Origin of the sequence: Pantoea agglomerans, assembly GCF_021397715.1 — a bacterium.
GTDB lineage: Bacteria > Pseudomonadota > Gammaproteobacteria > Enterobacterales > Enterobacteriaceae > Pantoea > Pantoea astica.
Genome location: NZ_CP090207.1, coordinates 334,622 through 360,983, shown reverse-complemented (window position 1 = coordinate 360,983; position 26,362 = coordinate 334,622). Strand labels below are relative to the sequence as shown.

The following is a 26,362-nucleotide window of genomic DNA, read 5'->3' as shown; positions in this document are numbered from 1 at the left end:
TGATGGTTTTCCATCAAAGTTTCGCTTTATCTTTTACTTTTAACCGGTTAGAAGATATCGACTGGCAGGCAGGCGGCGCGATGTTCGCCCGCTTTTTTCGCGTGGAGTCTGAATGAAAAAGCTCACCTTAGAGACGGTGGCAAAAATGGCGGGCGTAGGCATCGCGACGGTCGATCGGGTATTGAACGAGCGTGGCGGCGTGTCGCTGGAGACCACCCGCAAGGTGTTAAAAGCGGCGCGCGAAGCCGGTCTCAAACGACTGCTGCCGGAGGAGTATCAACATCCGTGGCAGATTGAGGTCTTCCTCAGCAACAACGGCTCCGCATTTTTCCAGCAGCTCACCGCCCATTTCAGCGACGTCGCCAGCCAGCTCGGCTACCGGCGGCTTAAACTGCATAAAACGCTGGTCACAGAAGCGCAGCCCGAAAAGCTGGCGCAGAGCATTATTGCCCGTAGCGCCACCCGCGACGGCATTATTGTCTTTGCCCATGACTCGCCGCCGATCTATCGCGCCCTGGCGCTGTGTCGCAGTCGTCACGTACCGGTGATCACCATCGTGACCGATCTGCCCGCCGCCGATCGTCTGTGCCATGTCGGTATCGATCAGTATCAGGCGGGACGGACCGCCGGTTTACTGATGAGTAAGACCGCCCATCAGGCCGGGGATATTGTGATGGTGAGCGGCCGGTTTGATTATCAGGCGCACCGGCAGCGCATCGCCGGCTTCCGTGAGGTGATGACGCAGCGCGCGCCGCAGCGTCACCTGCGTGAAGTGCTGCTCGGCCAGGATGATCGTGACACCATTCGCAGCCTGCTGGCGCGCAATCTGACGCAATCGCAGGCGATAGCGGGCGTCTATAACACCGGGATGGGCAATACCGACGTTAGCGAAACCCTGCGCGCCCACCGGCTGTTGGGCCACTGTACCTATATCACCCATGAGCTCTATCCGGTAACCCGCCAGCTGCTGCTGAACGATGAGGTGGCGTTCACGCTGGATCAGCACGCGCAGCAGCACGCGCGATTGTCGATTGATCTGTTGCTGCGCCATCTGGAAACCGGTTATCAGCCGGATGAGTATCAGGAAGGTAAGGTCGCGTTCCGGCTGTTTACGGCGGAGAATATGGAAGCAATGTAGGATACCTTCTGGAGGCAACGCAAACTTTATACTTAGCGTTGCTTCGAACGTATTCACGCAGGTCGCTCAGCCAAAAGGAATTGCCCATCTTGCTATGTCTTCTTCCCTTAAAAAAACCTCTCTCATCGATCACTAAATAGCCAACCTCCTTTTTTTCTGATAATTTTTCATACGGCGTTTTGAATTCAGGGAATAATTCAATACAACTATCGTCCGCCAAAGCCCTGAAAGTTTTAAAAAAAGATGTTCCAACATTCAGCTTCCTCATCATTCGTGAATGAAGCCAAAATTTCGAAAAAAGTCAGAACAATAGACAGGATTCTCTATGGATATTTTCAGTAATCTCAATGGACTTTCAGCAAAAATTCAGCAGCAGTCAGCCGTTATTCAAACAGAAGAGGCTACTAAAAGCGCCTTTGTCATGCCCTTTATTAGTCAGATATTAGGCTACGATGTCTTTGATCCGACTGAAGTCATTCCTGAATTCATTTGTGATGTCGGAACGAAAAAGGGTGAAAAGATTGATTACGCTATATTGAAAAACGGTGAAATTCAGATTCTGATTGAATGTAAAAAGATTGGCGAATCGTTAAATATTAAACATGCCTCTCAACTTTTCCGTTACTTTCACGTTACTAACGCACGCATTTCTATCCTGACAAATGGTCAGATTTATAAATTCTTCACTGACCTTGATGCACCCAATAAAATGGATGAAAAGCCATTTTTAGAACTGGATCTGCTGGATATTGATGAGCATGTGGTTCCTGAACTGCTCAAACTCACTAAAAGCGCCTTTGATGTCGAATCGATTGTTAGCGCAGCAGGTGAACTTAAGTACATCAGTCAGTTAAAAAAGATGATTTCCCGCCAGTTCAGTGAACCCGATGAAGACTTCGTTAAGCTTTTTGCTTCGCGTGTCTATGATGGAATATTGACGCAAAAGGTCAGAGAACAGTTTGCTGTATTGACTAAAAAGGCCGCTACGCAGTGGTTAAATGATCAAATTAATGAAAGGCTTAAGTCAGCAATAAGTGGGGGTGTTACAACATCCCCCGCTCAAATCAGTAGTGACGATGTAGTAAAAAATCATAGTGAGAAAAACGAAGCAGAAGAGCATTTAATCGTTACCACCGAAATGGAGATAGAAGGGTTCCACATCGTAAAATCAATAATAAGAAAGGTTATTGAACCTCAGCGAATTACCTTTAGGGATACGCAAAGCTATCTGGGCATACTGATCGATGATAACAATCGGAAACCTATTTGCCGTCTGCATTTTAACCGCAGCCAGTTGTATATTGGGATGTTTGATGGCGAGAAGAAAGAGACTCGCCATCCGATAATATCCCTCAACGATATCTATAACTTTACCGATCTGCTGAGAGAAACGGCGAAGCAATATAGCTAATCGCGACAGGCCAGGGTATTGACCTGGCCTTATTATTATTGCGGCGGCTCCCGGCTCTGATCATCCGGGCTCTGACCGTCTTCGCTGCCCTGGCTTTTCTCGACTTCCTGCGGATGGCCCATAGAGAGCGCCGTCGCGCTGGCCGGGTCGAACAGCGACAGGCTCTCAATCTGATCCACCATGATCACCTTGCGGAACGACATGGCATCTTTGGGCGTCGAGTCCAGCGTGATGTCGTGTTCGGCGTACCACTTACTGTAATTATGCTCCACCGCCAGCTTCAGCGTTTTACTGTCGCGGTAGCCACTGAGCATCGGGATCAGCACGATATTTTTGGTGCTCTCATACTCAAACGTCGAGGCGTGTACCATGCCGATATAGATGCGGCGTGACTTGAGGGTAATCCACGCCAGCTCGCCCTCTTCCATGCACTGAAACAGCAGCTGCTCCACACCGTTCGAGCGCGACAGTTGCTGATAGAGATCTTTACGGCCCGAAACGTTGAGTCGTGCGCTGCCCGCCCAGTTCGAGCGATACAGACAGAGCAGAATAGCGAAGGCCAGCATGATGACAATCGGTGCCTGGATGCCAAGGAAGCTCCAGTTCATAAACTCCATCTGCCATTTGAGATGGACGCCGGGGATCATCTGTACCGCATTGGCAATAGCAGAGACGGCGAGCAGCAGTAACCAGACGATGCCGGTCGCAAACACGCCCTGCAGAACGAAAATACAGCCATAAAGCGCAACCAGAAAATAAACATCCCAGCCCGATGAACGGCGAATTTTAAAACGGCTATTTAAATCGCGGCTGGTGTACCAGTAACCACTGACCATTAACACCATGAATATTGCGGTACCCACCTCAGACTCCCTTTAACGTATTCACATGGCGGGCAAAATCTTCGTGTACTTCTTCACTGAGCGTGTTGACCGAAATATTGCCGTTCTCGTCAATAATGATGCGCTCGCCTTCGGCGATAGAGTCGTTGATATCCTGGCGGGTCATGATTTGCAGAAATTTATCGGGGCTGGCAAACAGCGATTTTACAAATTTGAACATGGCGATCCACTTATCTGGCCTAAAAGAGGAAGTATGTGACTGAAACGACACTCTCGCCTGGTTAATTTCAGGTGAAATTTCTTAAAATCAATTAATTAGCGAAGCGGCTAGCGATCATTACACGGCGTGATTGGCTGAAATAGCTAATATAACCAGTAGATTGGCAGCGACAACTCTCCCTTTCCGGCTGCACGGTCTGTGAGCGTGCTTCACCCCTTTCTCGCCGGTTAGCGCTAAGCTCACTCTTTGTCCGATGACGGTCACCCTGTCTGCAACATATTGAGGAAGATTCAGATGAAACAACGCACGTTAGGTCGTACCGGTCAGCGCGTCTCCGAAATTGGCTTTGGCGCATGGGCGATTGGCGGGACCTGGGGAGAAGTCAGCCAGCAGGATGCCGAGGCGGCGCTGCATGCTGCTCTTGATGCCGGTATCACCTTTATTGATACCGCCGATGTCTATGGCGACGGCCGCTCTGAAAAGATTATTGCCGGAGTGCTGAATCAGCGTGGCGGTGAACGGCCGTTTGTCGCCACCAAGCTGGGCCGCCGGCTTTCGCCGCACGTTGCCGAGGGCTATAACGCCAGCAACCTCAACGCCTTTATTGACCGTTCGCGCGAGAACCTGCAAACCGACACGCTGGATTTAGTGCAGCTGCACTGCCCACCCACCGAGGTCTATTACAACCCGGAGGTGTTTGCGGTAATGGATGAGATGGTGGCTGCCGGCAAAATCCGTCACTACGGCGTGTCGGTGGAAAAGGTAGAGGAAGGATTGAAGGCGCTGGAGTTTCCGAACGTCTCATCCATTCAGCTGATTTACAATCTCTTCCGCCAGCGACCAGCGGAGCTACTGCTGCGTGAAGCGAAGCGGCGTAATGTCGGGATTATCGCCCGTGTGCCGCTGGCGTCAGGCTTGCTGACCGGCAAAATGGGGCCAGACAGCCAGTTTGCTGCCGACGACCATCGCGCCTTTAACCGCAATGGCGAAGCGTTTGATAAGGGCGAAACCTTTTCCGGCGTGCCGTATGAGGTGGCGCTGGAGGCGGTCGAGGAGATTCGCCGCTATGTCACTGGCGACACCACCATGGCGATGCTGGCGCTGCGCTGGATCCTGATGAACGAGGATGTCAGCGTAGTGATTCCTGGCGCGAAAAACCGCCAACAGGCGGAAGCCAATGCCCGCGCCAGCGACGTCGATGCGCTCTCTGCGGATACCATGACGGCGCTGAAGCAGATCTATCAGGAGAAGATCGCGCCTCACGTCCATCAGCGCTGGTAAACGCGCGTTACAACGCCTGGGCGCACGCCCAGGCGGAACTCCACGCCCACTGGAAATTATAGCCACCCAGCCAGCCGGTCACATCTGCAACCTCTCCAATAAAATAGAGCCCCGGTACGGCCCGCGCTTCCATGGTTTTCGAGGAGAGTTGGGTGGTATCGACGCCGCCCAGTGTTACCTCGGCGGTGCGATAGCCTTCGGTGCCGTTGGGCTGAATACGCCAGGCGTGCAGCGTCCCGACCAGCTCCGCCTGCTGCCGGCTGTTGAGCTGCTTCAGCGTGATATCCGGCACCACTTTCAGCGTCTGCAACACTTCCACCAGCCGCTTCGGCAGAATTTTCGCCAGGCTGTTCTTCAGGCTGAGGTTAGGATGCGCCTCACGCTGGACGGTCAGGAAGGCATCCAGCGGCGTCGCGGGTGACAGATCGATGGTGACGAACTCACCTGGCAGCCAGTAGCTGGAGATCTGCAATACCGCCGGGCCAGAGAGGCCGCGATGGGTAAACAGCATCGCCTCTTTAAAGCGGGTGCCATCCTGCGCGTCAATGGTGGTCTCCAGCGCCACGCCAGACAGGGTCTGCAGCTGTTCCAGCAGCGGTTTATGCAGGGTAAAGGGCACCAGCGCCGCGCGTGTCGGGAAGACGTTGAGGCCAAACTGTTCCGCGATTTTATAGCCGAACGGCGTTGCGCCCAGGCCGGGCATCGACAGGCCGCCGCTGGCAATCACCAGCTTTTCCGCCTGTACCGTGCTGCCGTTCAGCTGCAGGGTATAACCGCTGTCGTCACGCGCCACGTTCAGCACTTCACTGCGCAGCCGCAGCGTCACGTTGCCCTTTTCGCACTCGGCCATCAGCAGATCGACAATCTGCTGCGCGGACTCATCGCAAAACAGCTGGCCGAGGGTTTTCTCATGCCAGGCAATGCCGTGACGATTGACCAGATCGATAAAATCCCACTGGGTATAGCGCGCCAGCGCCGATTTACAGAAATGAGGATTGTGCGACAGATAGGCCGCCGGTTCAGTATAGAGATTGGTGAAGTTGCAGCGTCCTCCGCCCGACATCAGAATCTTACGTCCCGGCTTTTTGCCGTTATCCAGCAGCAAGACGCGACGCCCGCGCTGTCCGGCCTGGGCGGCACAGAACAGCCCTGCGGCACCGGCTCCAATGATGATAACGTCAAACTGTTCCACGGCGGTTCACTCACTTAATCGGAAAGGCGCAGATTGTAGTGATCTGCTCACTGAGACGCCAGCGTCAAAAATTTGCCGTAAATGTGTCATAATGTAACTAGCTAATATCTGGAGCTTTTTAACCCTTTAAGTCAGGTGCGTTACTGCTAAAGGTCAAATTAAGACTATATTTTCCTTTCCCATACAGCACGTTGTCGCGGATAATGCGCCGCGTTCATGTCCTCCAAAAATGGCGTAACGTTTATGCTACATCTGTTTGCTGGTCTCGACCTCAGTACTGGCCTGTTATTGGTTCTTGCCCTGCTGTTTGTATTGTTTTACGAAGCAATCAACGGCTTCCACGACACGGCCAACGCAGTTGCGACGGTCATCTATACGCGTGCCATGCGTGCCCAGCTTGCTGTGGTAATGGCGGGTGTATTTAACTTCTTTGGCGTGCTACTCGGTGGATTGAGTGTCGCCTATGCCATTGTTCATATGCTTCCCACCGATCTGTTGTTGAATGTTGGATCGGCTCACGGTCTCGCCATGGTGTTTTCTATGCTGCTGGCGGCGATCATCTGGAATCTCGGCACCTGGTATCTGGGTCTGCCGGCCTCCAGCTCCCATACCCTGATCGGCGCCATTATTGGTATCGGTCTGACCAACGCCCTGATGACCGGTACCTCGGTGGTTGATGCGCTCAACATCCCGAAAGTCCTGAACATCTTCCTGTCGCTGATCCTGTCGCCGATTGTCGGCCTGGTGATTGCGGGCGGCTTAATCTTTATTCTGCGTCGCTACTGGAGCAGCACCAAAAAGCGTGCCCGCATCCATATGACGCCCGCCGACCGCGAGAAGATCGACGGCAAGAAAAAGCCGCCGTTCTGGACCCGTATTGCGCTGATTGTTTCAGCGATTGGCGTCAGCTATTCGCATGGCGCGAATGACGGCCAGAAAGGCATCGGCCTGATTATGCTGGTGTTGATTGGCGTCGCGCCGGCTGGCTTCGTGGTGAACATGAATGCCTCTGGCTATGACATCACCCGGACCCGCGATGCGGTCAATCATCTGGAGCAATATTATCAGCAGCACAACGCCTCGCTGACCCATATTATTCAGATGGCTCCGCCTAAGCTGCCGACGCCGGAAGAAGTGCCGTCATCCAGCCCGAAAGAGTTCCACTGTGATAGCGCTCGCGCGTTACAGGCGGTTCAGCGCGCGCAGGGGCTGCTGAATAATCTGCAAAGCTACGATCAGCTGACGGTTGATCAACGCGGTCAGATGCGTCGTCTGCTGCTGTGTATCTCTGATACCGCCGACAAAGCGGCCAAACTGCCGGAAACCACCCCGGAGGATCAGCGCTTCCTCAATAAGCTGAAAAGCGATCTGCTGGGCACTATTGAGTATGCGCCGGTCTGGATTATCGTCGCCGTCGCGTTAGCGCTGGGCACCGGTACCATGATTGGCTGGCGTCGTGTTGCCACCACCATCGGTGAGAAGATCGGTAAGAAAGGCATGACCTATGCGCAAGGGATGTCGGCGCAGGTAACGGCAGCGCTCTCTATCGGCGTCGCCAGCTACACCGGAATGCCGGTTTCCACCACCCACATCCTCTCCTCATCTGTTGCCGGTACTATGCTGGTTGACGGTGGCGGATTGCAGAGTCGGACCATCAAGAACATCGCCATGGCGTGGATCTTCACGCTGCCGGTTTGTATTGTGCTGTCAGGCTCGCTCTACTGGATTGCGTTAAAACTGGTGTAACACCAGAAACCAGTGATACCCGAGGGCGACGCAAGTCGCCCTTTTTAATGCCAGATGGCCATCGCCACCAGACTGATCACTACCAGTCCGCACAGCGCGCTGGTCAGCATAAACTGTCCACGCACCCGCTCGCAGCGCCGAATAAATTCGTCATCATGATGATCAAGATAGCGTTTCGCCCAGATATAGGTCACCAGCCGCACCTGTTTGCTGGGCTGACCGTGTGAGGTGAAGAATCCCGCACCGTCGACGTACTGATACAACAGCGGATCGCACCCACGTAACACCGCCAGCAGGGCGCGCAGTGACGAAAAATAGCGCGCCATATTCACAATACACACCACACAAAGAGCCCAAAAAAGCGCGATAGTGCTGATCATATTCTCCCCTCCTGGCTGGAGCCGCAGGAACAGACGCAGCGGGAAAACGCTGAGCACGCCCACAGAAATAGCCAACCACTGAATTACCGGACTGCGATAGTGTTATGAACGCCTGGGCGGAAACAAACCAGACCGCCTTTTTTCAGTGTAGGAGAAATGTTTAAATTTTTTCCAGCGATGTTTTTCGTTCGGGGCGAGTAAAATTGCCGCATCGTTGATCTTATTCACAAGCCAGGCGGCAACAGCAGCATTTGCCACCAGAGAAGGCTATACTCAGAGACATAACAACATCGTCACCTGCAGCGCAGGTACACACTTTGGTGGCGCTCATCGCCCGTTCGCGCAAAGGATTTCGCTACGCTGTGACGCGGCAGGAACACCGGATGCCATCCTTAATCTCGTGAAAGGAGTTTTATCATGGCTTATAAACATATCCTGATTGCAGTAGACCTTTCTCCCGAAAGTCAGTTACTGGTGGATAAAGCCGTTTCGCTGGCCCGCCCTTATGACGCTAAAATTTCCCTGATCCACGTTGATGTGAATTATTCCGACCTCTATACCGGCCTGATTGATGTCAACCTTGGCGATATGCAGAAGCGTATTTCCGAAGAGACCCATTCGGCGCTGAAAGGTCTGTCTGATTCCGCCGGCTACCCGATCAGTGAGACGCTGAGCGGCAGTGGCGATCTCGGCCAGGTACTGGTCGATGCGATTAAAAAGTATGACGTCGATCTGGTGGTATGTGGTCATCACCAGGACTTCTGGAGCAAGCTGATGTCCTCGGCGCGTCAGTTGATCAACACCGTGCACATCGACATGCTGATTGTGCCGCTGCGCGATGAAGACGACGAATAACCGCCGATCATAAAGCCGGCGACAATCACCGGCTTTTTCCCGTTACGTCGGGTCCGGCACGGCCCGTGAGTGAATATCGCCAGCCCGCTTCGCCTGTCGCCAGCATTGCGCTTTCCTGATGTTCCCCTGTCAGCACGATTCGCCACAATGGAAAAGGGCCTGTTCAACTGACACCGCCGTGACCGATATTACCAGACATCAGATAATTCGCACTTTCACGATAAAATTGCGCATTTAGCCTCTATAAAAATAATCTTTATATTAGCAATACATTAACAAGCAAAGGTTCCTCTCACGCTTTACGCCGCAATTTCATTTATCAATATTTTACTATAGGCAAGGTTCGCCGGGTTCATTATATTCGTTCTGCTCTCTCAGTCGCCGGGCGACTGATGAAGCACAATAATGTAATTTAACAACAAGATAAGGATATTAATTATGAGAGAAATCAACCAGACTGAAATTGCTGCCGTTAGCGGCGCGGGCCTGACTGAATTTATCGGCAACGTTAATGATGCATTAACTCAGGTTTCTGATCTGTTCGACACCACAATTAAATCTCTGAATGAAACAACCGTTATTCAGGAAGAAATTGGTCTGTCTTATAAAGCCTTTGGCCTGAGCGTAGCGAAAAGTTTTTTAAGCGCTTTCTCAGGTTTTCTGACTAAATTAGCCGCCTGATTAAATATAAGCGGTTGCGTATTTACTGCGGCAGGTTGATCGCCCGCTAAATACGCTAATAAAAAGCCTGCCTGATATCATCAGGCAGGCTTTTTCTGGTTGGCGCGGCGGCCGGCATTAAACAGGAAGGGCTGGTCTCCGGTTTGCCAGATGCGCAGATCCGTTACGGTCAGCTGACCAGCGGGGGATAGATATCGAAGCGATGACTTTTGGTGACCACCGCCGCCTGAGTGACGACCCCTGCCAGCGGCGGCGCATAGTCGGGCCGCTTCACCACGATACGTTTCTTTGCCAGACGACGGGCCGGTTCCAGCAGCGCGTCAGCATCCTCATCGGCACCGACCAGCGACTGAAACACCCGCATCTCTTTCTTCACCATGGCGCTTTTCTGACGATGCGGATACATCGGATCGAGATAGACCACGTCCGGTGCTGGCGTGATATCGCTCAGCGCCTGGGCGCTGGCGGCGTGAATCAGCGTCAGACGCTGACGCAACCAGCCGCCGATCTCCGCATCCTGATAGCCACGCTGTAAGCCATCATCCAGCAGCGCCGCGACCACCGGATGGCGCTCCAGCATCCGCACCCGACAGCCCAGCGCCGCCAGAACAAAGGCATCGCGTCCGAGGCCAGCGGTGGCATCCACCACATCGGGCAGATAGTCACCTTTAATGCCGACCGCTTTCGCCACGGCTTCGCCACGTCCGCCGCCAAAACGGCGACGATGCGCCATCGCACCGGAAACGAAATCGACAAAGATGCCGCCCAGCTTCGGTTCATCGCGCTTACGCAGCTCAAGATGGGTCGGCGTCTGTACCAGCGCCAGCAGCGCGTTCTCGTCGTGCTCCAGCTGCCAGCGCTGCGCCAAAAGTGATAAGGCGCCGTCTCCGGCGCCTGATTCATCGACCAAACAGATTTTCACGTAACGACTTATCCCTGAATGCCGTAATGTTCCAGCATCGCGTCGAGCTGCGGCTCACGGCCGCGGAAGCGTTTGAACAGCTCCATCGGCTCTTCCGAACCGCCGCGCGTCAGGATGTTGTCAAGGAAGGACTGACCGGTTTCGCGGTTGAAAATCCCCTCCTCTTCAAAGCGTGAATAGGCATCCGCAGCCAGCACATCCGCCCACAGATAGCTGTAGTAACCGGCTGCATAACCGCCGGCGAAGATGTGGCTGAAGGCGTGCGGGAAACGGCCCCATTCCGGGCTCGGGACCACTGCAACGCGGCTTTTCACTTCACGCAGCGTCTCCAGAATCTGTGCCCCTTTGGTCGGGTCAAATTCGGTGTGCAGACGGAAATCGAACAGGCCGAACTCCAGCTGACGCAGGATAAACAGCGCCGCCTGATAGTTCTTCGCCGCCAGCATTTTATCCAGCAGCTCTTTCGGCAGCGGTTCACCGGTCTCGTAATGGCCGGAGATAAACGCCAGCGCATCCGGCTCCCAGCACCAGTTTTCCATAAACTGGCTTGGCAGCTCGACCGCATCCCACGGTACTCCACTGATGCCGGAGACGCCTGGAACTTCTACGCGGGTCAGCATGTGGTGCAGACCGTGACCAAATTCGTGGAACAGGGTGATCACTTCGTCATGGGTGAAGAGTGCCGGTTTGCCCTGCACCGGACGGTTAAAGTTACAGGTCAGATAGGCGACCGGCTTCTGCAGGCTGCCATCGGCTTTACGCATCTGACCGACGCAGTCATCCATCCAGGCGCCGCCACGTTTGTGTTCACGGGCATAGAGATCGAGATAGAAGCTGCCGCGCAGCTCACCGGTCTCATCAAACAGATCGAAGAACTTCACGTCAGGATGATAGACATCCACATCGGTACGCTGTTTTGCGGTGATGCCGTAGATGCGTTTAACCACTTCGAACAGGCCCGCTACCGCGCGCGATTCCGGGAAGTAAGGACGCAGCTGTTCGTCGCTGATGGTATAGAGGTGCTGCTTCTGTTTTTCACCGTAATAGGTGAGATCCCACGGGTTCAGCTCGGTGACGCCATGCTCTTTCTGGGCAAAAGCGCGCAGCTGCTCCAGCTCTTTTTCACCCTGCGGACGGGCGCGTTCCGCCAGATCGTTGAGGAAGTCGATCACCTGAGACGGGCTTTGCGCCATCTTGGTCGCCAGCGATTTGTCGGCGTAGGAGTCGAAGCCCAGCAGTTGCGCCAGTTCATGACGCAGCGCCAGCTCTTCCGCCATGATGGGACCGTTATCCCATTTACCGGCGTTAGGACCCTGATCGGACGCGCGGGTCGCATAGGCGCGATACATCTCTTCACGCAGCGCGGCGTTGTCGCAATAGGTCATCACCGGCAGATAGCTGGGGATATCCAGCGTCAGCAGCCAGCCTTCCTGACCTTTGGCTTCCGCCTGCGCTCTGGCGGCAGCCATCGCGCTTTCCGGCATACCGGCCAGATCGTTTTCGTCAGTGATCAGCTTGCTCCAGCCCATGGTGGCATCCAGCACGTTATTGCTGTAGGCCGATCCCAGCTCAGAGAGGCGGGCCGCAATTTCGCCATAGCGTTGCTGTTTATCTTTTGCCAGGCCGATACCGGAGAGTTCGAAATCACGCAGCGCGTTATCGACCGCTTTCTTCTGCGCCAGATCCAGCGCGGCGTACTGGTCGCCCTCTTTCAGGTTGCGATAGGCCTGATACAGACCTTCATGCTGGCCGACCCAGGTGCTGTATTCAGAGAGCAGCGGCAGCGTCTGCTCGTAGGCTTCGCGCAGTTCCGGGCTGTTTTTAACCGAGTTCAGATGGCTGACCGGCGAGAAAATGCGGCTCAGGCGGTCATCACTCTCTGCCAGCGGCTGAACCAGGTTATCCCAGCTGTAAGGTGCGCCTTGCGCCACCACTTTTTCGACCATCGCGCGGCAGTCGTTCAGTACCTCCGTGACGGCAGGAACCACATGTTCAGGCTGGATGGCAGAAAAAGGGGGAAGCGTAAAAGATGTCAGTAGCGGATTGGTCATAGCGCAGTCCTTTATTGATGTGTGGGGCGCGATGGGTCGCGCAACGCAATCTAAGTAACATGCGGCTAAGTGTAGCGAAAATCAATGGGGCCTAACTTCGCTGCGGAAGAAACGAGCGCAATATGACCATGGCGCGGCAAAAACTAAACGGTGCTTATCGCGGCGCATTTCATGGGCTGCCGGGCGAAAAAAATTTGCGTTACGTCAAGGCAGTGCCGCTTCGGTCAGGGCGTAATGACGCTTTTACTCTGGCTGTGAGATTTTCACCTGCGTCACGCGCGGCAGCGGCTGGATTAGTTATCACGCTTTCGACCCATCAGCGAGGCATCCCTGATATAATCGCGGATTCTCATGCTGTTCCTGCGTCGGTTGCTGTGCGTCGTTCTGTGGGTAATACGTGAGGTAATAATTGGTATAAATTGATTTTCCATCAGTTAAAACCTTATACATTCAACAGGATAAACAATGCTGAGTTATCGCCATAGCTTCCATGCTGGCAACCACGCTGACGTGCTGAAGCACACCGTACTGAGCCTGATCATCACCGCGCTGAAAGAGAAAGAGAAACCGTTCTTTTATCTCGATACCCATGCGGGCGCGGGTCGCTATCAACTGAGCGGTGAGCACGCTGAGCGTACCGGCGAGTATCTGGAAGGCATCGCCCGCATCTGGCAGCAGCCGGACGCGCCTGAACTGCTGCAACCCTACTTCGACGCCATCCGGGCGCTGAACCGTAGCGGGACGCTGCGTTATTATCCGGGTTCGCCGCTGATTGCCCGCCATCTGCTGCGCGAAGATGACCGCCTGCAAATGACCGAACTGCACTCCAGCGACTATCCGCTGCTGCGCAACGAATTCAGCAAAGATAGCCGTGCGCGGGTAGAGCGGGCTGATGGTTACCAGCAGCTGAAATCTAAACTGCCGCCACCGTCACGTCGCGGCCTGATTCTGATCGATCCCCCTTATGAGATGAAAAGTGATTATCAGGCGGTGGTGAAAGGGATTCATGAAGGTCATAAGCGATTCGGTACCGGCGTCTTCGCGCTCTGGTATCCGGTGGTGCTGCGTCAGCAGATCAAACATATGCTGCGCGATCTCGAAGCGACCGGCATTCGCAATATTCTGCAGATTGAGCTGGCGGCCCGTCCCGACAGCGATCAGCGCGGTATGACCGCCTCCGGCATGATTGTGATTAATCCGCCGTGGAAGCTGGCTGCCCAGATGAACGAGCTGCTGCCGTGGCTGCATAAGAAACTGGTTCCGGCTGGCACCGGCCACTTTGTGGTCAACCAGATCGTACCCGAATAACTTTTTCTCCTTTTAAGCCGCACACTGCCGGTGCTGCGGCGTTGTATCAGGTCTTTACCATGTGGATCATACTGGCTGGCGCGCTGGCCGCGCTGCAACCGGCCCGGCGGCTGGCATTACTGTTACTGGCGCTCGCCACGCTGCTGGGTTTTTATCAGGACGTATTAGCGTGGCCCGCGCTGCTGCTGTTCGCGGGCACTGCCGCGGTGGTGGCATTCCGTATTTATGACCGAGACCATCCCCGGCGGCAATTGCTGACTGAAGCGGTGCTGGTGCTGATCGCCATCGGGCTATTCCTCCATCTGTTCCCGGGTTTTGCTAATCCACGCAAAATTGATGATGTGCAGGTCGGTGCGCGCAGCGTGGCGTTCGGCTTCTCGTTTAACTTTGATAAAGCGCTGGTTCCCTTTGTGCTGCTGGCCTGTCTGCCGACGCTGTTTCGCGCTCCGGCCAGTCCGCCGCGTTATAAACTGCCCGCCGCGCTGGCGCTGATCGCCGCCGTTCCGCTGCTGTTATACAGTGCCGTATTGCTGGGCGGATTAGCCGTTGAACGTCACTTCCCGGACTGGCTGGGCGCATTTATGCTCGCCAATCTGTTCTTTGTCTCGCTGGCGGAAGAGGCGCTGTTTCGTGGCTATCTGCAGCAAAAATTAGCGCTGGCGCTGGGCGGTATACCTGCGCTGTTACTGAGCTCACTGCTGTTTGGTCTGGCGCACCTGAGCGGCGGTCTGTTGCTGGTGATCTTCGCCACCCTCGCCGGGTTACTGTATGGCCTGGCGTGGCACTGGAGCGGCCGGTTATGGCTGTCGACCGCCCTGCACTTTGCCCTCAACATGACCCATTTGCTGTTTTTCACCTATCCCGCACTGCATCACTAAAGGGGAAAGACCGCCAGATCCCAGGCCATCTCGGTACAGGGGAAGATGGTCTGGCATTCAGCCAGCAGGCGGCGCATATCTTTCGCCAGATAGCGTGAGCTGAAGTGGGTGGCGATCAGCCGTTTTGCCCCGGCGCGCTTCGCCACCTCCGCCGCCTGTAGGGTGGTAGAGTGGCCCCGCCCGTTGGCCTTCTCCGTCATCGCCGCCTCCAGCGTGGTTTCATGCACCATCAGGTCCACGTTAGCCGCCATCTGCAACGCCACCTCGGTCGGCGCGGTATCGCCAAAAATCGCCAGCGTTTTGCCTTTGGTCGCCGGACCCAGATAGTCCGCGCCATTGATCACCCGGCCATCCTCCAGCGTGACGGTTTCGCCCAGCTTTAGCTGCTGATACCACGGGCCGCGCGGCACGCCTTCGGCCTTCAGGCGCGGCGCATCGAGAAATCCCGGCTTATCATGCTGCTCAATCCGATAGCCCAGACAGGGTAGCGTATGGTTCAGCGGCCAGGCACTGATGCGGAACTCACCGTCATCCCGCGTCCAGCCCGGCTCAATCTCAACAATATTTAGCGGATAATCGGTATAAGAACCGCTGATCGACAAGGCCGTTTCGACAAAGGTCTTCAGGCCTTTCGGGCCATAGACGGTCATCGGGCTGGTCAGCCCGGCCATTGAGCGGCTGGTCAGCAATCCCGGCAGGCCAAAGATATGATCGCCATGCAGATGGGTAATAAAGATGGTATCCAGCTTGCCCGGTTTCAGATCGGAACGCATAAACTGCAACTGCGTCCCTTCCCCGCAATCAAACAGCCAGGTTTCACCACTTTGCGCCCGGGTAAAAGCGATAGCGGTGACGTTACGCTGCAGGCTGGGCGCGCCGCCGCCGGTACCGAGAAAAGTAAGGTGCATGGTATGCTTCCCTGTCAGTGAATGAAAAACAGAACCCTATTACAATCATAGGCGCAAACTTTGCGTCAATTCGACCCGCAGCGTTACACTCTATGCCAATTTTTCATGCAACCGGATGGATACTTCAATGACCCGACATTTCGACTATCTCGCCATCGGCGGCGGCAGCGGCGGCATCGCCTCGATCAACCGTGCAGCCATGTATGGCCAGAAATGCGCCCTGATTGAAGCCAAAGAACTGGGTGGCACCTGCGTTAACGTGGGATGCGTACCAAAGAAAATTATGTGGCATGCTGCGCAAATCGCCGAAGCTATCCATCTCTACGGGCCGGACTACGGCTTCGACACCACGGTTAACCGCTTCGACTGGGCCACGCTGGTAAAAAACCGCACGGCCTATATCGATCGTATCCACACCTCTTACGATAACGTGCTGGGTAAAAACAACGTTGAAGTGATCAAAGGCTTCGCCCGTTTTGTTGATGCGCACAGCGTCGAAGTCAACGGCGAGATCATCACGGCTAACCATATCCTGATTGCCACCGGCGGACGTCCCAGCCAGCCATCGATTCCAGGTGCGGAATACGGCATTGATTCCGACGGCTTCTTTGAACTGGATGCGCTGCCTAAGCGGACTGCGGTAGTGGGCGCGGGTTATATCGCCGTTGAACTGGCGGGCGTGGTGAATGCACTGGGATCGGAAACCCATCTGTTTGTGCGTAAACATGGTCCGCTGCGCGACTTCGATCCGCTGATCACCGAGACGCTGGTGGAAGTGATGAACAGCGAAGGCCCGACGCTGCATACCGAATCGATTCCAAAAGCGGTGATTAAAAACGACGATGGCAGCCTGACGCTGCAGCTGGAAAACGGCAGCGACTTTACCGTGGATTGCCTGGTGTGGGCGATTGGTCGTGAACCGGCTAACGACAACCTGAATATCGCGGCTGCGGGCGTGGCGCTGGACGAAAAAGGCTATATCAAAGTCGATAAGTTTCAGAACACCAACGTATCTGGCGTTTATGCGGTCGGTGACAACACCGGCGCGGTAGAACTGACGCCGGTCGCCGTGGCGGCGGGTCGTCGCCTCTCTGAGCGCCTGTTCAACAACAAGCCGGACGAGCATCTCGACTACAGCAACATCCCGACCGTGGTCTTCAGCCATCCGCCGATTGGCACCATCGGCCTGACTGAACCGCAGGCGCGTGAGCAGTATGGCGACGACCAGGTGAAAGTGTACAAATCGGCGTTTACCGCCATGTACACCGCCGTGACCCAGCATCGCCAGCCGTGCCGCATGAAGCTGGTCTGCGTCGGTGCCGAGGAGAAGATCGTCGGTATTCACGGTATCGGATTTGGTATGGATGAGATGCTGCAGGGCTTCGCGGTGGCGCTGAAAATGGGTGCCACCAAAAAAGACTTCGACAATACCGTGGCGATTCACCCGACCGCAGCGGAAGAGTTCGTAACCATGCGCTAAGCCGCAACGGCAGAGTGCTTCAGACAGGCGACTCCGGTCGCCTGTTTTTTTTGCCTGCGATAAGGAGAGTGCAGGACTGCACCACCGCAGGGCAACTCAGCTCACGCGATCCAGCCAGCGCACATATGCCTGATCCCATAACGCGGCGGGCGTTCCCGCTTTGCCGAGCCCAAAGCCGTGACCGCCTTTACTGATCTGAATCAGCTCGACCGGCACCCGATTACGGCGACAGGTGTCGTGCATCAGTTCGGTGTTAAACGGATTGGAGGTGTGGTCGTCTTCAGCCTGCGCCAGAAAGGTCGGCGGATACTGTCGGGTGACATAGTTCTGTACCGACCAGTTAGCCTCATCCTGCGGCGTGGCATTTTTGCCGACCATCATCAGGTGCGTATTGGTGTGCTGATAAGGCGCTTCCAGCGTAATCACCGGGTAGATCAGGCCAACGCTATCCACTTTTGGCACCACCTCATCCAGCGGATCGATGGCCGGATAGGACTCAAACGTGGGCCGCGCCGCCGCCATGCCTAACAGATGACCACCGGCCGAGAAGCCCAGCACATGCACCTTACGCTCAAAGGATCGCACCAGCCGAATCGCCCGCTGTGCATCCTGCAGCGGAGCCAGCCGGCCCGCCTGCCACTTCTCATGCGGTAAACGATAGCTGAGCACATAGGCGGTGTAGCCGTTGGCGTTCAGCCAGCGCGCGACCGGCCAGGCTTCGCGTCCCATGCCAATCCAGCGATAGCCGCCGCCAGCGGCAATCAGTACCGCTTCACCGTTCGGATTTTCCGGCTTAAAACGCTGGATCGCCGGGCTGACAATATTTGACCATGAACCGCTGGAATTAATATGGAGTTCGCCGGATGGGCCGCCGCCGCCGGGCGGATCGTCCGGCCAGAGGGGAATAATGTCATCGCGGGCAAATAATTTGCCGGCGGTCATGGAGAGCCCAAGCGCTCCCGTGCCGAGAATAAAGCGTCGACGCGTAATCATGATGCCTGTTAAGTGATATCAAAACGCTCAGCCAGCCGTTGCGGCGGGCTACTGAATAAAGTGTGATGCAAGTCCGGTGCCATGGCTGGCGATTATGTACGCAATCCAGTGCCAAAATCCATAAAAAAACGCGCCCGGACGGCGCGTTTTTACCTTGACCAGACGAATTAATCTTCCTGCTGGAACTGTGCCATCACGGCCTGCTCACACTGTTGTTCATTGACCCGCAGTTTAGCGCGCTCATCGTCACCCAGTTGCAGCCAGGCGCTGGCCACTTCACGCGCGGTATCTTCATCAAAACCGGGCTGGTTCATCGCCGTGGGCGACTGGCTGCGCGCCACGTACGATTTCATCTGCTCAACATACTGGTCCGCACTGGCGACCGATTTTTCGCTGCTGACAATGTGACACAGCTGGCTGGCATAGACATTCTGTTCACTGTCGTCCGCCGCCAGGGCGCTGCCAGAGGCCAGTACGCTCAGCAGCAGTATGTGGGTCACTCTCATTCTCTACTCCTGTTTTTCGGGATTAAACCTTGCGCTGAAGGGCTTCCAGACGCCTTTGACGCCAGTTTAGCAGGGGTGACACGGTTGTGCCGTGTATTACCACGCTACAGACCACCAGGGTTAACGCCATATTGGTCATGATCTCCATCTGCGGCCCTTCCATGCCGTGCGTCCAGGCGTAGGCGATGTAGTTCAGACTGCCGATGCCGCGAATGCCAAGCCAGCCAATCAGCAGCCGCTGCCCCAGCGGCAGACCGGCGCGCAGCGTGACCAGCCAGACCGCCAGCGGGCGCACCACCACAAACAGCACCAGCCCCAGCAGCACACCATAGAGATTCCAGTGCTGCGCCAGCGTGACGCCCAGCACCACCATCATGCCCGCCGCCAGTAACCGTTCAATGGTGTCACCAAACGACAGCGCATCGCCGACCACAAAGCCTATCGACTTCACCATGCTGCTATCGCCCTGGTGCGCCAGTCGCTTATTCGGGTTGACCAGCGCTTCAGACGGCAGCACCCGTTCATCTTCGGAGAGATCCTCGGGCTGATGGCGACGGAACACGCCCAGCTCGGCGCGGCGCAGGCCCAGACCCGCGGCAAAGGCCGCCAGGAAGCCGGAAGCACCCAGCCACTGCACCAGCGAATAACTGAGTGCAATCAGCGCCAGCGCCAGAAAGTCGTTGGGCGCAACGTCGCCATTGGCGTTACGCAGTCTGGTCGCCAGGATGCCGATCAAACGGCCCAGGCTGAAACCGATGACCAGGCCGCCACCGATCGCCCATATCACCTCTTTCGCGCCCCAGTGCGCCAGCATCGCGCCGTTCAGGCTTTCGCCATTAAACAGCAGCAGGGCCAGCACCAGCAGCGGCAGCGCGGAGCCATCGTTCATCCCGGCTTCGCTGGAAATGGCGACGCGCAGCGAATCGTCATCCTGCGCATCGTTGACCGAGATTAAGCTCGCCAGCACCGGGTCGGTCGGGGCGACAATCGCCCCAAACGCCAGCGCGATCGGCCAGTCCAGCCCCACCAGATAGTGCGCCAGCAGCGTCATTGCGCCCACCGTAAGCAGCATGGCGGGAAAAGCCAGCCGCAGACCGGTATGCCAGCAGTTATTCTGTAACGGTAAACGCAGCTTCAGGCCGGTGATAAACAGCGACGCGGCCATGGTGATTTCGGTGATGTGGGCCACCGCTTCGGAATGGGTGACGATATCAATGTGCAGCACATCAAACGCCCACGGCCCGCACAACATACCAGCGATAAGAAACAGGCCAAACGAGGTCACCGGCCCCCGGTGAATCCAACCGGAAGCCAGTGACATCAGCAGCAGCAGGGCACCCGCTGCACCTGTCCAGGCTAAAAAGCTCATAACACTCCAGATTATTTCGGGTTTATGAATAAGCCTGGCACATTTTTTGACGGCCGCTGAAATCAGTTCTTCAGATGACGGCTGGCAAAGCGCACCGCCAGGCTGGCGGCACCGGCCAGGGTTGAAAGCGCCACCACACCGTTCCAGCCCCAATGCGCCAGCGCCAGGCTACCCAGCGCCGCGCCGCTTGCCATACCGATAAACACCACGGTAAACAGCAACGCGTTCAGACGGCTGCGCGCTTCCGGCGCCAGGCCATAGACCAGCGTCTGATGCGCCACCAGCGTCGCCTGCACCCCTAAGTCGAAACCGATGGTGCTGACCACAATCAACGCCAGCTGGGCCGGCAGCGGCAGGAGCGGCAGCAGAAACATCAGGGCGAACGAGACGGTAACCAGTGCGGCGCCCGCCTGGGTTACCCTGGCCGGACCGATACGGTCAGCGAAGCTGCCGGCCAGCGGCGCAGCCATCGCACCGGCGGCACCGGCTAAACCAAAGGCACCGGCCACCGCGCTGTCGAGATGAAACCGATCGCTCAGCATTAACGCCAGCGTCGACCAGAAGGCGCTAAAACCGACCGACAGCAGTCCCTGCGCCAGTGCGGCACGGCGCAGCGTCTGATGATGACGCCACAGATGCGCCAGCGACAGCAGCAGACGCGGATAGCTGACCGACGTACCGGGCGTAAAGCGCGGCAGCACCCGCCACAGCGTCAGGCTGATCAGCAGCACCGCCAGCGCCGCTACCATATACATAGTGCGCCAGCCGAAATATTCGGCCACCACGCCACTGATCACCCGCGACAGCAGAATGCCGACCAGTAGGCCGGTCATCACCGTGCCGACCGTTTTACCGCGGCTGCGTTCCGGGGCCAGCGCCGCCGAAGCCGGTACAATATCCTGCGCCACCGTCGCGGTCAGGCCAGTTACGAAGCTGGCGATCAGCAAGGCGCTCAGCCCGCCAGAGAAACCACACAGCAGCAACGCCGCCACCAGCAACAATCCTTTGATAAAAATAATAGTACGGCGGTCATGGCGATCGCCAAGCGGCGCCAGCAATAAAATGCCCAGGGCATAGCCCGCCTGGGTCAGCATCGGCACCATGCCGACCGCGCCGATGCCGACGTTAAACTGTTTGCTGATGATATCCAGCATCGGCTGGCTGTAGTAAATCGATGCCACGCTCAGTCCGGCGCCTGCCGCCAGGGTAAAAACCAGCGGAGCGGGAAGCGTTTCGTTCGGAGTGGCGATGCTGCGTATGGCTGACATGGTGTGATCCTCATAAGTGCGTAAGGCTATTAGCGCATATCGCGGCCATACGCGGTAGACTACTGTCAGACAAAACTGTTATGCGTGGTGCGTATGAGCAATCCAGCGACCGGCGATCGTATCGACCTGATGCAGACTTTTATTCGTATCGTGGAAAGTGGCAGCCTCTCTGCCGCTGCCGCTCAGCTCGGCACCACCCAGCCGACCATCAGCCGGCGTCTGCAAGCCCTGGAGCAGCGGCTGGGCCTGAAGTTAATCCTGCGTACCACCCATGCACTGAAGCTCACTGACGATGGCGAACGCTGTTACGCTCAGGCGCGGCAATTGCTGGCGACCTGGCATGCGCTGGAAGATGAGCTGACCGGTGCCAGCGACGAGCCGGTCGGTACGCTGCGGGTCCGTGCGCCGCACGCGTTTGGTCAGGATCAGCTGATCGCCCCGCTGGTCGACTACCTTCGCCGCTATCCGCGACTCAATATTGAGTGGATGCTCAATGACCGCACGCCCGATTTTATGGCGGAAAATGTCGACTGTGCCATTCAGGTCGGCGCGCCGACCGATCCCTCCGTGGTGGCGATTCTGCTGGCGGAAGTGCCGCGTATTGTGGTCGCGTCGCCCGAGCTGCTGGACCGTCATCCGCCGATTGAGCAGGTTGAACAGTTGCGCGATCTGCCGTGGCTGGCGCTGACCAGTTTTTATCGTAACGAAGTGGCATTACAGAAGATTGACGACGGCCAGCCGATCAATCTGGCAATCACGCCGCGACTTAGCAGTGACAGTTTATATGCGGTCCGTAAAGCGGCGCTGGCGGGGATGGGCGCGGCGATCGTGTCGTCGTGGGTGGTGCAGGAGGATCTAGCGGACGGACGGCTGATTCAGCTGACGCCGCAGTGGCAGGCACCGCCGCTGCCGATCTGGCTGACCTATCCGTGGGCCAGCTACTATCCGGCCCGGCTGCAGCATTTTTTTACCATGATCAAAGCGGTGATGCCGCAGCTGGCAGGAACTCAGCCCGCCACCGCAGCGCGTCGTCAGGCGAAATCGGGGCAATAAAGGCGATGGCGGGCGGGCGGGGCAAAAAGCGGGTGCTCTGGCACCCGCCTCACTCAGTGGCCTTTCTTGTCGCCACGCGACATATTATCCAGCCAGCCCATCACAAAGGCAGAGAGCACAAACGTCAGGTGGATAATCACGTACCACATCAGTTTGTCATTGGCGACGTTGCGCGCCTCCATGAAGACCCGCAGCAGGTGAATCGAGGAGATAGCGACAATCGACGCCGCCACTTTATTCTTCAGCGAGCCGGAATCCATCTTGCCGAGCCAGCTCAGCTTCTCTTTGCTTTCGTCGATATCGAGTTTAGAAACAAAGTTTTCGTAGCCCGACAGCATCACCATCACCAGCAGTCCGCCAACCAGCGTCATGTCGACCAGCGACAGCAGCAGCAGGATCAGATCGTTTTCCGCGATGCTGAAAATGTTGGGCAGCAGGTGGAAAATTTCCTGGAAAAATTTGATGGTCAGCGCCAGCAGGCCGAGTGAAAGTCCAATGTAAACCGGAGCCAGCAACCAGCGCGATGCATACATCAGGTTTTCGGTAAAACGTTCCATACATTCCCAATAATAATCAGACAGGTCGGGCAGTATAACTGATCAACTGTGAAGTTATTTCAGCCCTTCGTCAGAAATTTCCGGAACCGGCGGCAGCGGCAGCGAGAGACGAAATGCGGCGCCGCCTTCAGGCCGGTTCTCCGCCCAGATCTGCCCGCCGTGACTCTCAACAATGGTTTTACAGATCGCCAGCCCCAGCCCGACGCCGGGGACCGCCGACTCTTTATCGCCACGCGAGAACTTATCGAAAATCCGGCTTAAATCGGCGTCTGCAATGCCGGGCCCGCCATCCCAGACGGCGATCTCCAGCCGCGTCCCGGCACGCCAGGCACGAATCCCGCGCGGCGCGCAGTTACCGGCATACTTGAGGCTGTTCTCAATCAGGTTGGTAAAGACCCGCTCCAGCAGGGTGCTGTCGCCTTTAATCAGCACGATATCGTCCGGCAGATCGAGCTGGACCTCATGCCCTTTCAGCGACGGTGCCATGCTGCTCAGCGCCCCGCCGATCACCTCTTCCAGCGCCAGCCACTCTTCACGCAGGTTCAGCCCGCCCGACTGAATGCGCGCCATATCCAGCATGTTGCTCACCAGCCGGATGGTGCTCAGCGTCTGCTCACGGATCTGGCTGGCCTGCGGCACATATTTTGAGTTGTCGCTGGCGAGGTCGAGCATCAGCATCTCCGCCTGACCAAACAGCACGGTCAGCGGAGTACGCAGGTCGTGTGACAGGGCAGAGAGCAGCGCATTGCGCAGTTGCTCCCGCTCTGCCGACAGCCGCGACGCCGCCTCGCTGTGCGACAGCGCCATCCGCTCCAGCGCGTTGGCGATCAGCACCGTAAAGGTTTCCACCAGCCGCTGCTGCTCGGGGATCATCAGCTGCCGCAGATTTTGCGGCTCCACCACCAGCAGGCCGCGGCAGTGCGCGCCACTTTTCAGCGGCAGAATCTGGTACGGCACCGCCGGTAAGGTGTCGGTTCCGGCACCGGCCGGCTGGCCTTTGCTGTAGCTCCACTTAGCGATGGCGCGATCCGGTTCACTGGCGGGCAGCGCATCGCCCACCGGATGCAGTTCGTCCTGCTCATCCGGCAGCAGCAGCAGACAGCGCGCCTGTAACGTCGCATCCAGCACCCGCTGACTGGTGGCGGCAATATCCTGCGGCGTTAAGGCGCTGCCGAGCGATTTCGCCATCTCATAGAGCTGGCGCGCCCGCTGCTCGCGGTAGCGCGCCACCCGCGCCTGATAACGCACTCCGGCGGTCAGGTTGCCGACAATCACCCCGACCGCCAGCATTACGCCAAAAGTCACCAGATATTGCAGGTCAGAGACCGCCACCGTGCCGGTGGGTGCCACAAAGAAGAGATCGAAGGCGAGAATATTCATCACCGTGGCGATCACCGATGGCCAGCGTCCATAGCGCAGCGCCACGATCACCACCGCCAGCAGGTAGATCATCACGCAGTTAGCGGGATCGAAACCGATCAGCAGCGACTGACCGGCGACGGTCACCAGGATGCACAGCACCAGCGCCATCATCACGCCGCGCAGCTGGATACGCCACTTGTCGCTGGTGACCCGCCCGTCCGCCAGCGGATGCGGCGCGTCGTGCAGCGGCTCATCCAGCGCCACCACCAGCAGATCGAGATCGGGGCCGAGCTGGCCCAGCCGCTCGGCAAAACTGTCACGCCGCCAGCGCCGCAGCGGGCGTCGGCCGGTGACGATTTTGCCGAGATTGTGCTCGCGGGCGTATCGCAGCACCGCTTCCGCTTCGTCAGGATCGGAGAGCGTGGCGGTTTCCGCGCCCAGCTCCTGCGCCAGCTGCAACGTACGCAGAATCGCCCGCCGCCGCGCTTCCGGTAGCCGGTTCAGCCGCGGCGTCTCGACATAGACCGCATGCCATTCACTGCCGAGCCGCGCCGCCAGCCGTGCGGCGGTACGCACCAGTTTTTCACTGCCGCTATCATCGCCGATGCACAGCAGAATCGCATCGCGGGTGTGCCAGACCCGATCCCGTCCCTGCTGATCGCGCCAGGCGCGCATCTGGTCATCAACCCGGTCGGCGGTACGACGCAGCGCCAGTTCGCGCAGGGCAAACAGGTTGCCCTTGCGGAAAAAATTCTCAATGGCGCGTTCGGCGCGGTCACCGATATAGACCTTGCCCTCTTTCAGCCGCTGCCGCAGATCGTCAGGCGGCAGATCGACCAGCACTACCTCGTCGGCGCTGTCGAAAAAGGGATCGGGCACGGTTTCGCGCACCTGAATACCGGTGACGCCGCCCACCACATCGTTGAGGCTCTCCAGATGCTGCACGTTGACGGTGGTCAGCACGTCAATGCCCGCCTCCAGCAGCTCCTCAATGTCCTGCCAGCGTTTGGGATGGCGCGAACCCTGAACGTTGGTGTGCGCCAGTTCGTCCATCAGGATCACCGCCGGATGGCGCGCCAGCGCCGCATCGAGATCAAACTCGGCGTGGCGTGAGCGACCAGTGGCGCGGCGCGGCAGCAGAGTTAAGCCGGTCAGCAGCTGCGCCGTTTCCGGCCGGTCGTGGGTCTCGACCACGCCGATCAGCACATCCAGCCCCTGCGCCCGCAGCCGTTGCGCCTCCTGCAGCATGGCGTAGGTTTTGCCGACGCCTGCGCAGGCGCCAAAGTAGATTTTCAGCCGCCCGCGATGGCTGTCGCGGTTAGCCTGCAACAGAGCATCGGGATCGGGGCGCGTCGGTTCGTGGTTCATAGGGTCCTTGTCGGCATTACAGATCGCTGAGCGCCAGGTTGAGCTGCAGCACATTGACCGTCGGATCGCCGAGGAACGGCATCAGCGGCCGGTGAGTCTGCTGCTCGATCAGCGCCTCTACCTGGGGTAAGGGTATCTGACGGCTGGCGGCGATACGCGGTGCCTGCCAGCGGGCTGCGTCAGGTGAAATATCGGGGTCCAGTCCGCTGGCCGAGGCGGTGACCAGCTCAACCGGCACCGCGGTCGGCGCCTGCGGATTGGCAGCGCGCAGCGCGGCAACCCGTTCAGCGACCGCTTTATCCAGCGCCGGATTGCTGGCGGCCAGATTGCTGCCGCCCGAGGCCAGCGGATTATAGGGCCGATCGCCGCTGGCAGAAGGGCGACCCCAGAAATAACCGGGTTGGGTAAAGTTCTGCCCAATCAGCGCCGACCCGCGCGCCACGCCCTGTTTCTCCAGTAACGATCCGTTGGCCTGCGCCGGAAACAGCGCCTGCGCCAGGCCGGTGGTGAGCAAAGGATAAACCACGCCGCTGATAACGGTAAGCAGCAACAACAGTAAAATCGCCGGACGTAACTGACTCATTTTCTTCTCC

The 26,362-nt window shown here is 57.2% G+C and carries 24 protein-coding genes; 10 read left to right on the top strand and 14 right to left on the bottom strand.

The features are described 5' to 3' along the window. Positions 1-112: 112 nt before the first annotated feature. Together LZU96_RS01740 and LZU96_RS01735 are read left to right on the top strand one after the other, a co-directional pair. Positions 113-1,138 carry a LacI family DNA-binding transcriptional regulator gene (locus tag LZU96_RS01740; protein ID WP_233986725.1) on the top strand — a complete coding sequence of 342 codons (1,026 nt, stop codon included), beginning with the start codon at positions 113-115 and terminating at the stop codon, positions 1,136-1,138. A gap of 325 nt (positions 1,139-1,463) precedes the next feature. Beyond that, positions 1,464-2,549 (top strand): type I restriction endonuclease, encoded by a 1,086-nt coding sequence (locus LZU96_RS01735; protein ID WP_233986724.1) that lies wholly within the window; start codon positions 1,464-1,466, stop codon positions 2,547-2,549. 35 nt (positions 2,550-2,584) lie between these two features. On the opposite strand, the gene LZU96_RS01730 is transcribed toward LZU96_RS01735, so the two are convergent. Together LZU96_RS01730 and LZU96_RS01725 are read right to left on the bottom strand one after the other, a co-directional pair. After that, the gene (locus LZU96_RS01730) at positions 2,585-3,412 is read right to left on the bottom strand and encodes a hypothetical protein (protein ID WP_233986715.1); all 828 of its coding nucleotides are present in this window, start codon (positions 3,410-3,412) and stop codon (positions 2,585-2,587) included. A gap of 1 nt (position 3,413) precedes the next feature. Continuing rightward, positions 3,414-3,611, bottom strand: coding sequence for a hypothetical protein (locus tag LZU96_RS01725; protein ID WP_233986713.1), 198 nt, complete (start codon positions 3,609-3,611; stop codon positions 3,414-3,416). Positions 3,612-3,905: 294 nt separating this feature from the next. Between LZU96_RS01725 and LZU96_RS01720 the strand changes: the two genes are divergently transcribed. After that, complete coding sequence (locus LZU96_RS01720) at positions 3,906-4,892, top strand: aldo/keto reductase (protein WP_233986710.1); 987 nt, start codon at positions 3,906-3,908, stop codon at positions 4,890-4,892. Positions 4,893-4,899: 7 nt separating this feature from the next. Here the strand turns inward: LZU96_RS01720 and LZU96_RS01715 are convergent, their stop codons facing one another. Beyond that, on the bottom strand, positions 4,900-6,084 hold the full coding sequence (locus tag LZU96_RS01715) for an NAD(P)/FAD-dependent oxidoreductase (RefSeq protein WP_233986708.1): 1,185 nt from the start codon (positions 6,082-6,084) through the stop codon (positions 4,900-4,902). 243 nt (positions 6,085-6,327) lie between these two features. Here LZU96_RS01715 and pitA point away from each other — a divergent pair, with 243 nt between their 5' ends. Beyond that, positions 6,328-7,830 (top strand): inorganic phosphate transporter PitA, encoded by a 1,503-nt coding sequence (gene pitA / locus LZU96_RS01710; protein WP_233988113.1) that lies wholly within the window; start codon positions 6,328-6,330, stop codon positions 7,828-7,830. Positions 7,831-7,874: 44 nt separating this feature from the next. Here pitA and uspB read toward each other — a convergent pair whose 3' ends face one another. Continuing rightward, a complete protein-coding gene (gene uspB / locus LZU96_RS01705; RefSeq protein ID WP_031374844.1) occupies positions 7,875-8,210 on the bottom strand; it encodes a universal stress protein UspB in 336 nt (111 codons plus the stop codon). A 417-nt stretch (positions 8,211-8,627) separates the two neighbouring features. On the opposite strand from uspB, the gene uspA reads away from it, so the two are divergent. Beyond that, positions 8,628-9,065, top strand: a complete 438-nt coding sequence (gene uspA, locus LZU96_RS01700) for a universal stress protein UspA (RefSeq protein WP_094121542.1) — start codon at positions 8,628-8,630, stop codon at positions 9,063-9,065. A gap of 438 nt (positions 9,066-9,503) precedes the next feature. Further along, a complete protein-coding gene (locus tag LZU96_RS01695; protein ID WP_233986706.1) occupies positions 9,504-9,746 on the top strand; it encodes a hypothetical protein in 243 nt (80 codons plus the stop codon). Positions 9,747-9,915: 169 nt separating this feature from the next. Here LZU96_RS01695 and rsmJ read toward each other — a convergent pair whose 3' ends face one another. Then, positions 9,916-10,668 (bottom strand): 16S rRNA (guanine(1516)-N(2))-methyltransferase RsmJ, encoded by a 753-nt coding sequence (gene rsmJ / locus LZU96_RS01690; protein WP_233986704.1) that lies wholly within the window; start codon positions 10,666-10,668, stop codon positions 9,916-9,918. A gap of 8 nt (positions 10,669-10,676) precedes the next feature. Beyond that, the gene (prlC, locus tag LZU96_RS01685; RefSeq protein WP_233986702.1) at positions 10,677-12,719 is read right to left on the bottom strand and encodes an oligopeptidase A; all 2,043 of its coding nucleotides are present in this window, start codon (positions 12,717-12,719) and stop codon (positions 10,677-10,679) included. Positions 12,720-13,184: 465 nt separating this feature from the next. Here prlC and LZU96_RS01680 point away from each other — a divergent pair, with 465 nt between their 5' ends. After that, positions 13,185-14,027 carry a 23S rRNA (adenine(2030)-N(6))-methyltransferase RlmJ gene (locus tag LZU96_RS01680; RefSeq protein ID WP_233986700.1) on the top strand — a complete coding sequence of 281 codons (843 nt, stop codon included), beginning with the start codon at positions 13,185-13,187 and terminating at the stop codon, positions 14,025-14,027. A gap of 59 nt (positions 14,028-14,086) precedes the next feature. Beyond that, the gene (locus LZU96_RS01675) at positions 14,087-14,905 is read left to right on the top strand and encodes a CPBP family intramembrane glutamic endopeptidase (protein ID WP_233986699.1); all 819 of its coding nucleotides are present in this window, start codon (positions 14,087-14,089) and stop codon (positions 14,903-14,905) included. On the opposite strand, the gene rnz is transcribed toward LZU96_RS01675, so the two are convergent. Next, positions 14,902-15,813, bottom strand: a complete 912-nt coding sequence (gene rnz, locus LZU96_RS01670) for a ribonuclease Z (RefSeq protein WP_233986697.1) — start codon at positions 15,811-15,813, stop codon at positions 14,902-14,904. The genes LZU96_RS01675 and rnz overlap by 4 nt on opposite strands. A gap of 127 nt (positions 15,814-15,940) precedes the next feature. Here rnz and gorA point away from each other — a divergent pair, with 127 nt between their 5' ends. Beyond that, positions 15,941-17,293 carry a glutathione-disulfide reductase gene (gene gorA, locus LZU96_RS01665; protein WP_233986695.1) on the top strand — a complete coding sequence of 451 codons (1,353 nt, stop codon included), beginning with the start codon at positions 15,941-15,943 and terminating at the stop codon, positions 17,291-17,293. A 96-nt stretch (positions 17,294-17,389) separates the two neighbouring features. Here gorA and LZU96_RS01660 read toward each other — a convergent pair whose 3' ends face one another. From LZU96_RS01660 to LZU96_RS01645, 4 genes are all read right to left on the bottom strand, one after another. Beyond that, positions 17,390-18,286 carry an alpha/beta hydrolase gene (locus LZU96_RS01660; RefSeq protein WP_233986685.1) on the bottom strand — a complete coding sequence of 299 codons (897 nt, stop codon included), beginning with the start codon at positions 18,284-18,286 and terminating at the stop codon, positions 17,390-17,392. A gap of 167 nt (positions 18,287-18,453) precedes the next feature. After that, positions 18,454-18,792, bottom strand: coding sequence for a hypothetical protein (locus tag LZU96_RS01655; protein WP_233986683.1), 339 nt, complete (start codon positions 18,790-18,792; stop codon positions 18,454-18,456). A 22-nt stretch (positions 18,793-18,814) separates the two neighbouring features. Further along, positions 18,815-20,161: a cation:proton antiporter gene (locus LZU96_RS01650; RefSeq protein WP_233986681.1), complete on the bottom strand. Its 1,347-nt coding sequence runs from the start codon at positions 20,159-20,161 to the stop codon at positions 18,815-18,817. A gap of 62 nt (positions 20,162-20,223) precedes the next feature. Beyond that, the gene (locus tag LZU96_RS01645; RefSeq protein ID WP_233986673.1) at positions 20,224-21,429 is read right to left on the bottom strand and encodes an MFS transporter; all 1,206 of its coding nucleotides are present in this window, start codon (positions 21,427-21,429) and stop codon (positions 20,224-20,226) included. Positions 21,430-21,522: 93 nt separating this feature from the next. Between LZU96_RS01645 and LZU96_RS01640 the strand changes: the two genes are divergently transcribed. Beyond that, complete coding sequence (locus tag LZU96_RS01640; protein ID WP_233986671.1) at positions 21,523-22,482, top strand: LysR family transcriptional regulator; 960 nt, start codon at positions 21,523-21,525, stop codon at positions 22,480-22,482. Positions 22,483-22,535: 53 nt separating this feature from the next. Here the strand turns inward: LZU96_RS01640 and LZU96_RS01635 are convergent, their stop codons facing one another. Genes LZU96_RS01635 through kdpC form a run of 3 tightly spaced genes read right to left on the bottom strand, consistent with a single transcriptional unit; the run spans position 22,536 to position 26,352 of the window. Continuing rightward, positions 22,536-23,039 (bottom strand): TIGR00645 family protein, encoded by a 504-nt coding sequence (locus tag LZU96_RS01635; protein WP_031377731.1) that lies wholly within the window; start codon positions 23,037-23,039, stop codon positions 22,536-22,538. A gap of 54 nt (positions 23,040-23,093) precedes the next feature. After that, complete coding sequence (kdpD, locus tag LZU96_RS01630) at positions 23,094-25,769, bottom strand: two-component system sensor histidine kinase KdpD (RefSeq protein ID WP_233986669.1); 2,676 nt, start codon at positions 25,767-25,769, stop codon at positions 23,094-23,096. Between the two features lie 16 nt (positions 25,770-25,785). After that, positions 25,786-26,352, bottom strand: coding sequence for a potassium-transporting ATPase subunit KdpC (gene kdpC / locus LZU96_RS01625; RefSeq protein ID WP_233986660.1), 567 nt, complete (start codon positions 26,350-26,352; stop codon positions 25,786-25,788). Between the last annotated feature and the right edge of the window lie 10 nt (positions 26,353-26,362).